A 14,753-nucleotide genomic window follows, 5' to 3' on the forward strand; every position below is an offset into this window, starting at 1 on the left:
GCACATAGCGCAATGGTGCATTGCAACATCTTCTTTTTGCGATGCACCATTCCTATGTCATGCTCCGTATCGATCAAGGGAGGAAGAAACCGGCCGCCAAATGCGGCCCAGAAGGAAACTCGCTATGATCCTCGACAGCCTCTTGACCCGCGCCCGCAGCAGCATCGCCAAGCGCAAGAACTACAACCGCCTCGTCGCTGAAATCGACAGCTTCTCCAGCCGCGATCTGGCCGACATGCGCGCCGACCGCTCGGAAATGCTTTATCAGGTCCACAAGCAGATCTACGGCTGAGCCCACAACAAGCAGATCCGCGCGCTCCGAGACATTGCTGTTCCTCAACGGTGATGACGAGGGCGCGTGAAAATCGAAGCATTTGACGCGTCGGCGAGCGGCGAACGCTTGTCCTTCAATTGTCGACGCGCCCGAAAGCCGGCACCTCGCCGATGACGGTGCGCCGGTCCTTGCCGCAGGCAAAGGACCGTGCTTTCTCGTCGGCAAGCTTGCGCGCCTGATCGTTGGCGGCAGGATTTCCTGTAGCCAGCACCAGTGCGACCGTGCAGCCGTCGCGCGCATCCATTTGCGCGACCTTGGAGACGAGCAGCACGTCGGTGGGTTTCTTTTCGTCTTCCGGATTGCTGATGGAGCGGCGGTGAATGACCGCGAACGGCACCGCCTTGTCGCCGTCGGTCTCGATGCGCCACTCGATCCTGGCGCCTGAGGAATTGAAGCCGGAGAAACTTTCCCAGACCGATGTCATGTCGCCGCCGGGCGGGAAACCATAAAACAGCGATTCGCGCGCATCGTCATAGGCGATCAGCACCGGATATCCACGATAGCCCGAACAGGCGAGGTCGGCCCAGTCGCCATCACCGTCCCCGGCCTGCGCATAGGTGACGCAGTCGTTCTTCCAGTCGAGATCGGTGTAGGCGCTCGATATCTCGCCGGCATGCGCTGCCTGGCAGACGCTGGCGAGAACGAGCGGAAGAACCAGGCTGCGCATCGCGGACATCTCCGTTGAAGGTCGCAGCAGCCTATCGCCAAACACTATTTCTTCAAGCTCGCCTCGATCAGCAGATCGGCGTTGATCGCCACCGACGCCGCCGGGCCACCGGCGCCGAACAACTGGCCGCTGATATAGGCGCCTTCGATCAGAAGCAGCAGACCGTCGCCCAGCGTGTCGGCGTCGGCGGCATTCATCGCGGCGGCCATGGCGCGCAGGCGGCGGCGCAGTTCCTGCTTGTTGTCCTCGCTCACCACGCGCGCCGGATGGCCGCGCTCGGGATATTCTACGGCCGCATTGGTCATGCCGCAGCCGCGATAGTCAGGCTTCTGCGTGCGCTTGCCGACGCGGGTCAGGAAGGCTCGGATTTGCGCGCGCGGATCGCCGGGATGGGCGTTCACCGCCTCGTCGAAGCGTTCCCAGAATTCGAGGTCGTATCGGCGCAGATAAGAGGCGGCCAATTCGTCCTTGGAGGGAAAGCTGCGATAGAGGCTGGGCTTGGTGACCCCTGCGCGCCTGACGATCTCATCGACGCCAATTGCCCTGATGCCTTGCCGGTAAAACAGATCGCGCGCCACGCCGAGTATCTTTTCCGCCGCCTTTGGCGGAGCCGACGCGTGAGCGCTGCTGATGGACGGTTCAATTTTATTGTCTGGTGGCATTCGCGGTCTCGGTTGACACTGTTACCGATCGGTACGTATACATGTTTCCATCCTGCAACGTACCGGTCAGTAACATGCTAGCTCAATCCCGTCCATTTGGCCAGCGCTACGCTTTCGTCGTGGTCGCCGTCATCTTTCTCTGCCTGCTGATCGCGGCCGGCCTGCGCTCCGCGCCAGCCGTCATGATGCTGCCGCTGGAGGAAAGTTTTGGCTGGCGGCGCGACGTGGTGTCGCTGGCTGCCGCGGTCGGCATCTTCCTCTACGGCCTGACCGGACCGTTTGCCGCTGCGCTGATGGAGCGGATCGGGCTGCGGCGCACGCTGCTTGCCGCGCTTGTGGTGATGTCGGCCTCCACCGCGCTCAGCCTGCTGATGACCAAGCCATGGCATCTGCTGATCACCTGGGGCGTGTTTTCCGGCGTCGGCTCCGGCGCGGTCGCCACCGTGCTCGGCGCCACCATCGTCAACCGCTGGTTCAAGACCAACCGCGGTCTCGTCATGGGCTTGATGTCGGCCTCCAGCGCCACCGGTCTGCTGGTCTTCCTGCCGCTGCTGGCCTCGCTGGCGCAGTCAGGCGGCTGGAAGCCGGTCGTCACCGCCATCTCCGTCGCAACGGCCTGTCTGGTGCCGCTGGTGCTGCTGCTGGTGCCGGAACGCCCGGCATCGATCGGCATGGTGCGCTATGGCGCGGAAGCCGACGACGTGCCGCCGGTACCGCCGGCGGCACAAGGCAATTTCCTGACCCACACGCTGACCACGCTGCGTCGCGCCGCCGGCACGCGCGTCTTCTGGTACCTGTTCGCCACCTTCTTCGTCTGCGGTTTCACCACCAACGGGCTGGTCGGCACGCATCTCATCGCATTTTGCGGCGATATGGGCATCAACGAGGTGCAGGCGGCTGGCCTGTTGTCGATGATGGGCATTTTCGACCTGATCGGCACCACGCTGTCGGGCTGGCTCACCGACCGTTTCGATCCGCGCAAGCTGCTCGGCGTCTATTATGCGATCCGCGGCCTTTCGCTGATCTATCTGCCCTATTCCGGCTTTTCGGCGACCAGTCTGATCATCTTCGCCGTGCTTTACGGTCTCGACTGGATCGCCACCGTGCCCCCGACGCTGCGGCTCGCCAATGAAGCCTTCGGCGACCGCAGCGGCCCGATCGTGTTCGGCTGGATCGTCGCCGGCCATCAGGTGGGCGCGGCAACCGCCGCTTTCTTCGGCGGCACCATGCGCGAACTGCAGGGCAATTACGAACTGGCCTTCCTGATCGCCGGCATGACCGCGATTGCCGCCGCCTGTATCTCGCTCCTGATCAACACCAGCCGGCCGGCGTTCGACCCGGAGCCGCAAGCGGCATAGTGCGCCTTCGAACGAGTGTGCCGTCGGTCAGATTGGCGATCTTTTCGATAAAGGGGAGATCGGCAGTTCGCCGACGGCGCGCAGCCGATCAGTCGGGATAGCAGACCAACGGGACGTTGGGCCAAACCGCACTATCGCAATTGGCGCTTTCCTGCCTTTGCTTGAAGGCCGCGCTGACGGGCCCCGTCACCACCGGATCGACCCCATCGGGCGCATCCGCAAAGACCTGTTCGGCGCTCGGGACATCGTTCGGCAGAGCGGGCCGCGCTTCCTTGAGCGTCGCCGCGGATTGAGCGGCGCCGGCGGCCAGCAACACGGCGAGGGCCGCAGTTGCGAGAATCGGCCGAAATTTGACGACTGCATTGGTCATGGTGTTCGAACTGCCCGGGCCCGCAAAAGGTTCCCACCTTGGTTAACAAAACCATTTCACATGGCGATGCTTAAGATTTGATGATTATTTGGTGTCGCGCTTCCTCTTTCGCAAATGCGAAAAACCCTGTATGAGCCGCGCAACACGAAAGAGGCGGCGCCTTTTGGCCTGCTGCCTGCAACGCTCCCGAGACCAGATCATGAACCTCCGCAATATCGCGATCATCGCGCACGTCGACCATGGAAAGACCACCCTTGTCGACCAGCTTCTGAAACAATCCGGCGCCTTCCGCGACAATCAGCGCGTCGCCGAACGCGCCATGGATTCCAACGACCTCGAAAAGGAACGCGGCATCACCATCCTGGCCAAGGCGACCTCGGTCGACTGGAAGGGCACCCGCGTCAACATCGTCGACACCCCCGGCCACGCCGATTTCGGCGGTGAGGTCGAGCGCATCCTGTCGATGGTGGATTCGGCGATCGTGCTGGTCGACGCCGCCGAAGGCCCGATGCCGCAGACCAAGTTCGTCGTCGGCAAGGCGCTCAAGGTCGGCTTGAAGCCCATCGTCGTCATCAACAAGATCGACCGGCCGGACGCCCGCCATGTCGAGGTGGTCAACGAGGTGTTCGACCTGTTTGCCGCGCTCGACGCCACCGACGAGCAGCTCGACTTCCCGATCCTTTATGGTTCGGGGCGCGACGGCTGGGTCTCGGAAAATCCGGAAGGTCCCAAGGACCAGGGCCTGTCGCCGCTGTTCGACCTCGTCCTCAAGCATGTGCCCGCGCCGACCGTGCATCCCGGCCCGTTCCGCATGATCGGCACCATCCTGGAAGCCAATCCGTTCCTCGGCCGTATCATCACCGGCCGCATCGAGAGCGGCACGCTGAAGGCCAACCAGGCGGTCAAGGTGCTGCATCATGACGGCACCCAGATCGAAACCGGCCGCATTTCCAAGATACTGGCCTTCCGCGGCCTCGAGCGCCAGCCGATCGAGGAAGCGCAGGCGGGCGACATCGTGGCCATTGCCGGCCTGTCCAAAGGCACCGTCGCCGACACGTTCTGCGACCTAAGCGTGAGCGAGCCGCTGCACGCGCAGCCGATCGATCCGCCGACCGTGACCATGTCTTTCCTCGTCAACGATTCGCCGCTGGCCGGCACGGAAGGCGACAAGGTGACCAGCCGCGTCATCCGCGACCGCCTGCTGCGCGAAGCCGAGGGCAATGTCGCGCTCAAGATCGAGGAATCGCCTGACAAGGATTCCTTCTTCGTGTCGGGCCGTGGCGAATTGCAGCTTGCCGTGCTGATCGAGACCATGCGCCGCGAGGGCTTTGAAATCGCCGTGTCGCGGCCGCGCGTGGTCATGCAGAAGGGCGAGAACGGCGAATTGCTGGAGCCGGTCGAGGAAGTCGTCATCGACGTCGACGAGGAGCATGCCGGCGTCGTCGTGCAGAAAATGTCCGAGCGCAAGGCCGAGATGGTCGAATTGCGCCCCTCCGGCGGCAACCGCCAGCGCCTCGTCTTCCACGCGCCGACGCGCGGCCTGATCGGCTACCAGTCGGAACTCTTGACCGACACGCGCGGCACCGCCGTGATGAACCGGCTGTTCCATGCCTATGAGCCCTACAAGGGCGAACTGCCCGGCCGCACCAACGGCGTGCTGATCTCCAACGAGCAGGGTGAGTCCGTCGCCTACGCCATGTGGAACCTGGAGGATCGTGGCCCGATGGTCATCGATCCGGGCGTCAAGGTCTATCAGGGCATGATCATCGGCATCCACTCCCGCGACAACGACCTGGAAGTGAACGTGCTGAAGGGCAAGAAGCTGACCAACATCCGCGCCGCCGGCAAGGACGAGGCGGTCAAGCTGACACCGCCGATCCGCATGACGTTGGAGCGCGCGCTGGCCTGGATCCAGGACGACGAGCTGGTCGAGGTGACACCGAAGACCATCCGCCTGCGCAAGCTTTATCTGGATCCCAACGAGCGCAAGCGCTTCGAGAAATCGTCCAAGGCCGTCGGCGCCGCGTAATTTCTGCTTTCTGATCGTATCCGGGAGGGGCGGAGCACCAGGTGCTTCGCCCCTCTGCCGTTCATCCCCTGGCGGCAGATATGATGGCCTGCCGGTCGGGTTCGCCGGCCAGATCGACGCGGACCGTCGTCCCGTCGCGTGCCGGCTTGCGCAAAGCCTTGGCCCCGTCGCAATCGACAACCAACAGGCCTTTCTCCTCCAGGGCTTGAAGCCGCGAACGTGAGATGCCGAGTTCGTTGGCGAGCAAACGATCGAGCCGCAGCGATATCGGCATTTCGAGCCCGAGCCGGAGCTCCAGCACGCTTGCAGCTTCGCTTGTCCCGCCAAGCGCCGTCTTGTGCACGTCGACGTCGGGAAACTCCTCGACACGCCCCACCTGGCCGCGCAGTGCGGTCACATCGAATGCATGGCGCCGGGCAAGTGCTGCATCGTTGCTCTCCAGCGCCCGCAGCAGCGCCGGCTCGATGTCGCGGCGGTTGCGGCGCTCGAAAATGCCGAAATTCCAGGAATTGTCGCAGTTGATACAACGATAGATCAGCCAGACGTCAATGCGCTTGCCGTTGGCGTTGACGCGGAACTTTCCGTTGCTGCGATAGGCTTTGATGTCGCCGCAGCGATTGCAGGTGATCAGGGGACGTGGTGCGGTTTGAGGCGCGACCGTCCAGCGGATGCGCAGAATAGAAGACATGCCGATATGCCCTTCCCGTCGGGAAGTTCATCAGGTCGGCAATGTCGAGATGCCCAGGCGGGCGCGGCGTGGCGGTAGGCTGCGGTTCTTGGGATCAGGCGTCGCGGCGCATGCGACAGCGGTTCAGCAGTGCCAAACCGGTCTCGAACCGCCGCCCAGAGGAACACATGAAATGGAAAAGGCACCGTTGTGGCGGCGCCATGCATTGTGTCGGGGGAGTTGACGAGACCGGCGGTTACGTAGGCAAACTGAAGCTCGAAATTGTTTCGCGGCGATCTATCTAGCCGCGAGATGCCGGGCCGGCAAGCATGTTGATGCTACCGAAGCTCGATCGCTTGCGCTAATGTCTGGCATTGCTAATGTCTGGCATTGAAGGTTTTCAAGCCGAGATCCTCGCCATGCACCTCACCTCGCTCCTGATCTTCGCCGCCGCGCTCTTCGTGGCCGCCGGTTCGCCGGGTCCTTCGATCGCGGCACTCGTCGCCCGCGTCATCGCCAAGGGATTTCGCGACGTGTTCCCGTTCCTGCTCGCCATGTGGATCGGCGAGGGCATCTGGCTGTCGCTGGCGGTGTTCGGGCTGGCGGTGGTGGCGCAGACTTTCCATTTCGCTTTCGTCATCGTCAAATGGGTCGGCGTCGCCTATCTCGCTTACCTCGCCTGGCAGATGTGGACCGCGCCTGTCGAAGCGAAAGAAGGCGAGATGCCGCGCGAGGACTCGCCCGGCAAACTGTTCTTCGCCGGCATGGCCGTGACGCTCGGCAACCCCAAGATCATGATGTTCTACCTGGCCTTGCTGCCGACCATCATCGACCTTGCTTCGGTGACGGTGGTTGGCTGGATCGAGCTGACGGCGACCATGGCGGTGGTGCTTGTTATCATCGACCTTGCCTGGGTGCTTGCCGCCGCCCAGGCGCGCAAGCTCCTGAAGAGCAAGCGCGCCATGAGAATTGCCAACCGCGTCAGCGCCACCACCATGGCCGGTGCAGCCGCGGCGATCGCGGCGCGCTCGTGACCGTCACATCATTTCGACGATCGGCGCGATCTCGACGCTGAAGGCCGGGTTCATCAGGATCGGGCAATCCCTGGCCTTGGCGACGGCATCGTCGATGTCACTGGCTTCCACGATCGTGTAGCCGGCGGTCGGGTTGCTGCCGCCATTGTTCTCGACCTTGCCGTCGGGCAGCACCGTCTTCGACATGCCGACCGGATTGCCGCCGTCGACCACGGCCGAGCCGAGCTTGCCGTACCAGCCGTTCCAGGCATCCATCGCGGCTTTGCGTTCGGCCTCCTCGGTCGGCATCTTGCCGGAGCCGTGATAGACATAGAGAAATTTCGCCATGTTCTCCTCCCTTGTTGGCGGCATCGAACCGGCATGCGGTCATGCCGCCCGGCGATCATCGGACCAAACCGGCAAACAAGCAATGAGAATGAGAGGTGGCTAATATATGAGCAGGTAGCCTGCTCGTCACCTTGCCATGGCGTGGTACTCGGGGTTCGGGCGCATATCGATTGCCGCCGCCACCCGGTTCGACATGTTGAAGAAGGCGGCCGTGGAGGCGATGTCCCAGATGTCGCGGTCGGTGAAGCCGGCCATACGCAGGGCCGCTCGGTCGGCTTCGACGATCTTGGCCGGCTCCTCTGTCAGCTTGACCGCGAATTCCAGCATCGCGACCTGCTTCGATGAAAGATCGGCGGCGCGGAAATTCATTACCATCATCTCGCCGAGCGAAGGGTCGCCCGACAGCTGCCGCACGGCGGCGCCATGCGCCGTCAAGCAGTAGTAGCAATGGTTGATGGAGGAGACAGCGACCGCGATCATCTCGCGCTCCAGCTTCGACAGGCCTGAATCGCCCAGCATCAGATCGTTGTACATGTCGGTGAAGGCACGCAGCTTCTTGTCGTCGAAGGCATAGGCGCGCAACACGTTGGGGACCAGGCCGAGCTTCTCCTCGCATTTGGCGAAATAGGTCCTGGTCGCATCGCTCAGCTCAGCGGCGGCGAGATCGAGCGCGGTGATCTTGTCGGTCATGGGCATTCCTCCTCGTTTGTCGCCGGCTGCCGCCGAATTGCGATAATTCTTGGCACGCCGTCAAACCTTTGTCGCCAAATAGCGGTCATCTGCTACAGATGTCCGCAAAAGCATACGACGGGAGGAAAGAAGCGTCATGGCCAGCGTGAAATCGGCGAGCAGGTCGAAGAAGAAAGCCACGGCGATGCCGAAGACGCAGGAAAGGCCGGCCAGGCTTGCCGACTACCTGCTCGCCCGCGCGCCGGCGGAAGACATTGCCGCCTATGAGGTGGCCGACCTCGAACGCGCCGCGGATCTCGCCGGCCGCGCGGTCGCCGGTCACAAGAAGGGCGCGTGCGCCGTCGCCGTCGACACCGATTCCGGCGTCGTTCGCGAGGGCCGACCCGTCACGATCGTCACCGTCGTCAACGACAATATGCCTTTCCTGTTCGATTCCATACTCGGCGAGATCACCGAGAGTGCCGGCGAGCCGACCCTGGTCACCCATCCCGTCATCACCGTCCGCCATGGCAAGGACGGCGTCGAGGAAATTCTCGGCGACGGCAATTTCGCCAGGGACGACGGCAGCCACGACCGGCTGAGCGTCATCCATGTCCATATTCCCCGGCTGACCCCGGAGCAGGCGAACGGCTTGGCAGAGCGGCTGCGCAAGATCCTCGGCCAGGTCCATTCAGCCGTCAGCGACTGGAAGCCGATGCTGGCCCGCCTCGACCAGGCGATCTCGGAGTTCCGCTATTCGGCGGTGCCGCTGGACAAGAAGAGCGTGGCCGAGGCGATCGCCTTCCTGGAGTGGCTGCGCGACGACAATTTCACTTTCCTCGGCATGCGCGAATTCACATATGTCGGCGGCGAGGAAAGCGGCACGCTGGAGCGTGCCGACAAGCCTGGCCTGGGCATATTGTCCGACCTGGACGTGCTGGTGCTGCGGCGCGGCACCGAAGCGGTGACGACAACGCCGGAGATTCGAGCCTTCCTGCATGGGCCGGAGCCGCTGATCGTCACCAAGGCCAATGCCAAGTCTTCCGTGCACCGGCGCATCTATCTCGATTATATCGGCATCAAGACCTACACCGCCAAGGGCGCTCTGGCGGGCGAACTGCGCATTGTCGGCCTGTTCACGTCGACCGCCTACACGCGCTCGGTGATGAAGATCCCCTATCTCAGGTCGAAGGCCGAAACCGTCATCGCCAAATCCGGTTTCGACCGGCACGACCACTCCGGCAAGGCGCTGATCAACGTGCTGGAGAGCTATCCGCGCGACGAGCTGTTCCAGGTGCCGGTGCCGATCCTGAGGAAGCATGCCGCGGCCATTCTGGGCCTCGTCGAGAGGCCGCGCGTGCGGGCACTGGTGCGTGCCGACCAGTTCGACCGCTTCGTCTCCATCCTCGTCTTCGTGCCGCGCGACCGTTACGACAGCGTCGTGCGCGAGAAGGTCGGCACCTACCTCAAGACGGTGTTCGAAGGCCGGCTGTCGGCCTACTACCCGGCCTTCCCGGAAGGCGGGCTGGCGCGCGTGCATTTCATCATCGGCCGCTCCGGCGGCAAGACGCCGAAGGTCGAACAGGCGACGATCGAGGCGGCGATCCGCGACATCGTGCGCACCTGGGAGGACGCCCTTTCCGAGGCGGCGGAAACCAGCGGCAGCGACCCGGCGCTGAAGAGGATCGCGGCACGATTTCCGGAAAGCTACCGGGACTCCTTCAGCGCCGGTGTGGCGCTGGTCGATGCCGGGCGTATCGCCAAGATCAGCGCCAGCAATCCGATCGCCATCGATTACTATCGCCATGCCGAGCAGAAGCCGCACCAGGCGGCGCTGAAAATCTATCACCATGGCAGCCCGGTGGCGCTGTCGCGGCGCGTGCCGGTGCTGGAAAACATCGGTTTCCGCGTCATCAGCGAGCGCACCTTCGAGGTCGGCGACGACAAAGCCGGGAATAGCGGCCAGCCCGGCATGATCAATAGTGATCAGCCCGGCACCGTCTTCATCCACGACATGGAGCTGGAGAACAGCTACGGAAAGCCGATCGACCTCAGCAATGGCGGCGCGCTGTTCGAGGACGCGTTCCTCTCGGTGTGGCGCGGCGACGTCGACAATGACGGCTACAACGGCCTTGCCCAGACCGCAGGCCTGTGGTCGGGCGAAATCACCATCCTGCGCGCCTATGGTCGCTATTTGCAGCAGGCCGGCATTCCGCAGAGCCAGGATTTCATCGCCGCGGCCCTCAACCGCTATCCCGAGATCGCACGCGGCCTGCACGCGCTGTTCATCGCCCGGCTCGGCCCGACAGCCGAGACGGAAGGCGTGGTGGCGGCAAAGCATCTCAAGGCCAAGATCAAGGACGCGCTGGAAGACGTTCCCAACATCGACGACGACGCCATCATCCGCCGCTACCTCAATCTCATCGAAGCCTCGCTGCGCACCAATCATTTCGTTGCCGATACGAAAGCCAAGGGCCAGTCGCTGGCGATCAAACTCGATTCGCGTTCGGTCGACGGGTTGCCCGAGCCGCGACCGTGGCGGGAAATCTTCGTCTACGGCTCTGAGGTCGAGGGCGTGCATCTGCGCTTCGGTCCGGTGGCGCGCGGCGGCCTGCGCTGGTCGGACCGCGCCCAGGATTACCGCACCGAGGTGCTCGGCCTGGTCAAGGCACAGCAGGTCAAGAACGCGGTCATCGTGCCGGTCGGCGCCAAGGGCGGGTTCTATCCGAAGAAGCTGCCGATGAGCGCCGGCCGCGACGCCATCTTCGAAGCCGGCACCTCGGCCTACAAGAACTTCGTTTCCAGCCTTTTGTCGATCACCGACAATATCGGCCTCGACGGCGTCATCCCGCCGGCCGGCGTTGTCAGGCGCGACCAGGACGATCCCTATTTCGTCGTTGCCGCCGACAAGGGCACGGCAACTTTCTCGGACACCGCCAACGCCATCAGTGAAAGCCATGGCTTCTGGCTTGACGATGCCTTCGCCAGCGGCGGTTCGGCCGGGTACGACCATAAGAAGATGGGCATCACCGCCAAGGGCGCGTGGGAGGCGGTCAAGCGGCATTTCCGCGAGATGAACCGCGACATCCAGACCACGCCCTTCTCCGTCGTCGGGGTGGGCGACATGTCGGGCGACGTGTTCGGCAACGGCATGCTGTTGTCACCGAAGACAAGGCTGATCGCAGCCTTCGACCACCGCGACATCTTCATCGATCCCGATCCCGACATGGCGGCATCGATGGCCGAGCGCCAGCGCATGTTCGCTCTTCCCCGTTCGAGCTGGCAGGACTACGACAAGAGCAAGCTCTCCGAGGGCGGCGTCATCGTCTCGCGCGGCCAGAAATCGATCACCTTGCCGGCCGCTGCTGCTGCTGCGATCGGCCTCAACAAGACGACCGCCACGCCGGTCGAGATCATGAGCGCCATCCTCAAGGCGCCCGTCGACCTCTTGTGGTTCGGCGGCATCGGCACGTATTTGCGGGCCTCGACCGAGACCAACGCCGAGGTCGGTGATCGCGCCAACGACGCCGTCCGCATCACCGCGCTCGACGTGCGCGCCAAGGTGATCGGCGAGGGGGCCAATCTCGGGGTGACGCAGCGCGCGCGCATCGAATTCGGCATGAATGGCGGGCGTTGCAATTCCGACGCCATCGACAATTCGGGCGGGGTCAACTGTTCCGACGTCGAGGTCAATATCAAGATCGCGCTGGCGTCCGCCATGCGCAAAGGGTCGTTGACCCGGCCTGCGCGCGACAAGCTTCTCGCCGAGATGACCGGCGAGGTCGGCGAGCTGGTCCTGTCCAACAACTACCAGCAGACGCTGGCGCTCTCCATCGCCCGCAAGCGCGGCCTCGCCGACATCGCCCACCAGGCCCGCTTCATGTCGGCGCTGGAAGCACGCGGCCTGCTCGACCGCACGGTCGAGACGCTGCCCTCGCCGGCGGCCCTTGCCGAGCGCGAGACGCGCGGCGAGCCGCTGACCAGGGCCGAGCTCGGCGTGCTGCTCGCCTATGCCAAGATCGTGCTGTTTTCCGACATCGTCGCAAGCGACGTGCCTGACGAGCCGCATTTCGACCGCGACCTGATGGGCTATTTCCCCGACCGGATGGCGAAGAAATATGCCGCCGAGATCCACGGCCATCGCCTGCGCCGCGAGATCATCGCCCGCGTCGTCGCCAATGAGCTGGTCAACCGCGGCGGTCCCTCCTTCGTCAACCGGTTGCGGGAAGCGACGGGGCGCACCGCCGCCGACGTGGTGCGCACCTTCGCCGTGGTGCGCGACGGCTTTGCCTTGCCGGCGCTTTACCGCGAGATCGACGCGCTCGACAATCAGATCGACGGCCAGATGCAGCTCGATCTCTACCAGGCGGTCAGCCGGCTGATCTACGTGACCAGCGGCTGGTACTTGAAGAACGACGCCGGCACGGCGCCGCTTGCCCAGCGCATCGCCGAATTGCAGGAGGCTCGCAAGGCGCTGGAGCCGAAACTCGTTTCGCTGCTCCCCGATTATTCGCGCGAACGGATCGACGAGAAGCGGCATGGACTGTTCAAGGCCGGGGCGCCGGACAGGCTGGCAGCGCAACTGGCGCTGGCCGATGTGGCGGAGCTGATCCCCGACATCGCGCTGACGGCGCGAACGGCAGGCGCCGACATCGTCGCCGCGGCGAAGGCCTTCTTCGCGGTCAGCGACGCCTTCCGTATTCCGCGCGTCGAGGAGGCGGCCCGCTCCATCACACCGGCGGACTATTACGACCAGCTCGCCCTGTCGCGCGCCACCGACACGATCGGGACCGCGCGGCGCGGCATCGCGGTTGCGGCACTCGTGAACCACGCCGGGGCAGCCGACCCGGTGGCGGCGTGGCTGGAGGCCGGCGGGGAGAGGATCGGCCGCACCCGCGAACGGCTGCAGGCGCTGACCGAGGGCGGCGACATCACCGTGTCGCGGCTGTCGGTGGCATCGGGCCTGATGAGCGATCTGACGGGGATGTGAGCCATCGCCTGACTTACCCTCGCCTAGGCGGGGAGGCGGCGCCGGCCCTCACCCGGACCTTCGGTCCGACCGTCGCACAAGGGGCATAGGGTTGGCGCCCTTGCTCCGTTAATCTGAATGAAGGCGGGTAGGCCAAAGAACGGCGGCGCGACTCGTGTTCGTTTGCATGACCAGCGGAAAACATGCAGACATGGGGTGAACCGCCCAACGAAACGAAGGCGACCGGAGGGGACATGGCCGAAGTAGCAGTGCAGCGGGCGTCCGGGCGCGGCATCTGGGGGTGGATGTTGTTCGACTGGGCGGCGCAGCCCTTCTTCACGGTCGTCACCACCTTCATCTTCGGCCCCTATTTCGTTTCGCGCATGGCCAGCGATCCGACCACCGGCCAGGCCGTCTGGGGCTACGGCATCGCCGCGGCCGGACTGGTCATCGCCATGCTGTCGCCGATCCTCGGTTCGATCGCCGACCAGACCGGGCCGCGCAAGCCGTGGATCGCCTTCTTCGCGGCGATCAAGATCGCCAGCCTGGCGCTGCTGTGGCTCGCCGCGCCCGGCTCGAACCTGTTCCTGATCGTGGCATTGTTCTCGCTGGCCTCGGTGGCGGCTGAATTCTCCACCGTCTTCAACGATTCCATGATGCCGCGCCTGGTGCCGAAGAGCGAGATCGGCCGCATCTCCAACATGGCCTGGGGGCTTGGCTATCTCGGCGGTATGATCGCGCTGATCTTCGTCGTGCTGTTCCTGGCCGGATCGCAGGAGACCGGCAAGACCATCATCGGCCTCGACCCGCTGTTCGGGCTGGACCCGAAGCTCGGCGAGGATGCCCGCGCCACCGGGCCGCTGTCGGCCGGCTGGTATTTCCTGTTCATCCTGCCGATGTTCCTCTTCACTCCCGATGCCATCAAAGGCATCCCGATCAGGCCTGCGGTGCGCGAAGGCCTGTCGGAGCTGAAGTCGACCTTGGTCGAGGTGCGCAGGCGCGGCGGCATCTTCCGCTTCCTCGTCGCCCGCATGATCTATCAGGACGGCGTCAATGCGCTGCTGGCGCTCGGCGGCACCTTCGCGGCCGGCATGTTCCAGTGGTCGATCACCGAGATCGGCATGTTCGGCATCATCCTCAACGTCGTCGCCATCTTCGGCTGCTGGATCGCTGCGCGGCTCGACACCGCGCTCGGCTCCAAGGCGGTGGTGATGATCGCGCTGGTCATGCTTTCGGTCGCCACCATCGGCGTCGTCTCGACCGGCCCCGGCTTCACGCTGCTCGGGCTTATCCAGCTCTCGACCACCGATTCCGGGGGCCTGTTCGGCACCGCCGCGGAAAAGGCCTACATCCTCTATGGATTGCTGATCGGGCTCGCCTTCGGGCCGGTGCAGGCGTCATCGCGGTCCTATATGGCGCGCAGCGTTACGGCGTCGGAATCCGGCCGCTATTTCGGCATCTATGCGCTGGCCGGGCGCGCGACCAGTTTCCTGGCGCCGTTCTTGGTGGCGACCATCACGGCGGTGAGCGATTCGGCGCGGCTCGGCATGGCGGTTATCATCCTGTTCCTGGCCATAGGCATGGCGATCCTGATCAGGACGCCGTATCCGGCGGACCGGGCGGCGGAGTGATTTACCCTCCCCCTTGTGGGGAGGGTCGATCCGCGA

12 protein-coding genes are annotated in these 14,753 nt (G+C 64.2%); 6 read left to right on the top strand and 6 right to left on the bottom strand.

Going from position 1 to position 14,753, the window contains the following annotated elements; all coding sequences use genetic code 11:
• Positions 1-124: 124 nt before the first annotated feature.
• On the top strand, positions 125-292 hold the full coding sequence (locus FJ986_RS25305) for a hypothetical protein (protein WP_140492852.1): 168 nt from the start codon (positions 125-127) through the stop codon (positions 290-292).
• Between the two features lie 115 nt (positions 293-407).
• Here FJ986_RS25305 and FJ986_RS25310 read toward each other — a convergent pair whose 3' ends face one another.
• Together FJ986_RS25310 and FJ986_RS25315 are read right to left on the bottom strand one after the other, a co-directional pair.
• Complete coding sequence (locus FJ986_RS25310; RefSeq protein ID WP_140554860.1) at positions 408-1,001, bottom strand: hypothetical protein; 594 nt, start codon at positions 999-1,001, stop codon at positions 408-410.
• A 44-nt stretch (positions 1,002-1,045) separates the two neighbouring features.
• Positions 1,046-1,663, bottom strand: coding sequence for a TetR/AcrR family transcriptional regulator (locus FJ986_RS25315; protein WP_140524978.1), 618 nt, complete (start codon positions 1,661-1,663; stop codon positions 1,046-1,048).
• A 74-nt stretch (positions 1,664-1,737) separates the two neighbouring features.
• On the opposite strand from FJ986_RS25315, the gene FJ986_RS25320 reads away from it, so the two are divergent.
• Positions 1,738-3,021: an MFS transporter gene (locus FJ986_RS25320; RefSeq protein ID WP_140880322.1), complete on the top strand. Its 1,284-nt coding sequence runs from the start codon at positions 1,738-1,740 to the stop codon at positions 3,019-3,021.
• Between the two features lie 88 nt (positions 3,022-3,109).
• Here FJ986_RS25320 and FJ986_RS25325 read toward each other — a convergent pair whose 3' ends face one another.
• Positions 3,110-3,391: a hypothetical protein gene (locus FJ986_RS25325; protein ID WP_181174415.1), complete on the bottom strand. Its 282-nt coding sequence runs from the start codon at positions 3,389-3,391 to the stop codon at positions 3,110-3,112.
• Positions 3,392-3,590: 199 nt separating this feature from the next.
• On the opposite strand from FJ986_RS25325, the gene typA reads away from it, so the two are divergent.
• Positions 3,591-5,420 carry a translational GTPase TypA gene (typA, locus tag FJ986_RS25330; protein ID WP_140492867.1) on the top strand — a complete coding sequence of 610 codons (1,830 nt, stop codon included), beginning with the start codon at positions 3,591-3,593 and terminating at the stop codon, positions 5,418-5,420.
• 61 nt (positions 5,421-5,481) lie between these two features.
• On the opposite strand, the gene FJ986_RS25335 is transcribed toward typA, so the two are convergent.
• A complete protein-coding gene (locus FJ986_RS25335) occupies positions 5,482-6,108 on the bottom strand; it encodes a DUF1062 domain-containing protein (RefSeq protein WP_140676167.1) in 627 nt (208 codons plus the stop codon).
• Between the two features lie 398 nt (positions 6,109-6,506).
• Here FJ986_RS25335 and FJ986_RS25340 point away from each other — a divergent pair, with 398 nt between their 5' ends.
• A complete protein-coding gene (locus tag FJ986_RS25340; protein ID WP_140493494.1) occupies positions 6,507-7,121 on the top strand; it encodes a LysE family translocator in 615 nt (204 codons plus the stop codon).
• Between the two features lie 3 nt (positions 7,122-7,124).
• Here the strand turns inward: FJ986_RS25340 and FJ986_RS25345 are convergent, their stop codons facing one another.
• Both FJ986_RS25345 and FJ986_RS25350 read right to left on the bottom strand, forming a co-directional pair.
• Positions 7,125-7,448, bottom strand: a complete 324-nt coding sequence (locus FJ986_RS25345; protein WP_140566705.1) for a YciI family protein — start codon at positions 7,446-7,448, stop codon at positions 7,125-7,127.
• A gap of 126 nt (positions 7,449-7,574) precedes the next feature.
• Positions 7,575-8,138 carry a peroxidase-related enzyme gene (locus FJ986_RS25350; RefSeq protein ID WP_140518063.1) on the bottom strand — a complete coding sequence of 188 codons (564 nt, stop codon included), beginning with the start codon at positions 8,136-8,138 and terminating at the stop codon, positions 7,575-7,577.
• A 136-nt stretch (positions 8,139-8,274) separates the two neighbouring features.
• Between FJ986_RS25350 and FJ986_RS25355 the strand changes: the two genes are divergently transcribed.
• Positions 8,275-13,107 carry an NAD-glutamate dehydrogenase gene (locus tag FJ986_RS25355; protein ID WP_140676170.1) on the top strand — a complete coding sequence of 1,611 codons (4,833 nt, stop codon included), beginning with the start codon at positions 8,275-8,277 and terminating at the stop codon, positions 13,105-13,107.
• 233 nt (positions 13,108-13,340) lie between these two features.
• Complete coding sequence (locus FJ986_RS25360; RefSeq protein WP_140676173.1) at positions 13,341-14,717, top strand: MFS transporter; 1,377 nt, start codon at positions 13,341-13,343, stop codon at positions 14,715-14,717.
• The last annotated feature ends 36 nt before the right edge of the window (positions 14,718-14,753 follow it).

It is taken from the genome of Mesorhizobium sp. B1-1-1 (assembly GCF_006442955.1).
GTDB lineage: Bacteria > Pseudomonadota > Alphaproteobacteria > Rhizobiales > Rhizobiaceae > Mesorhizobium.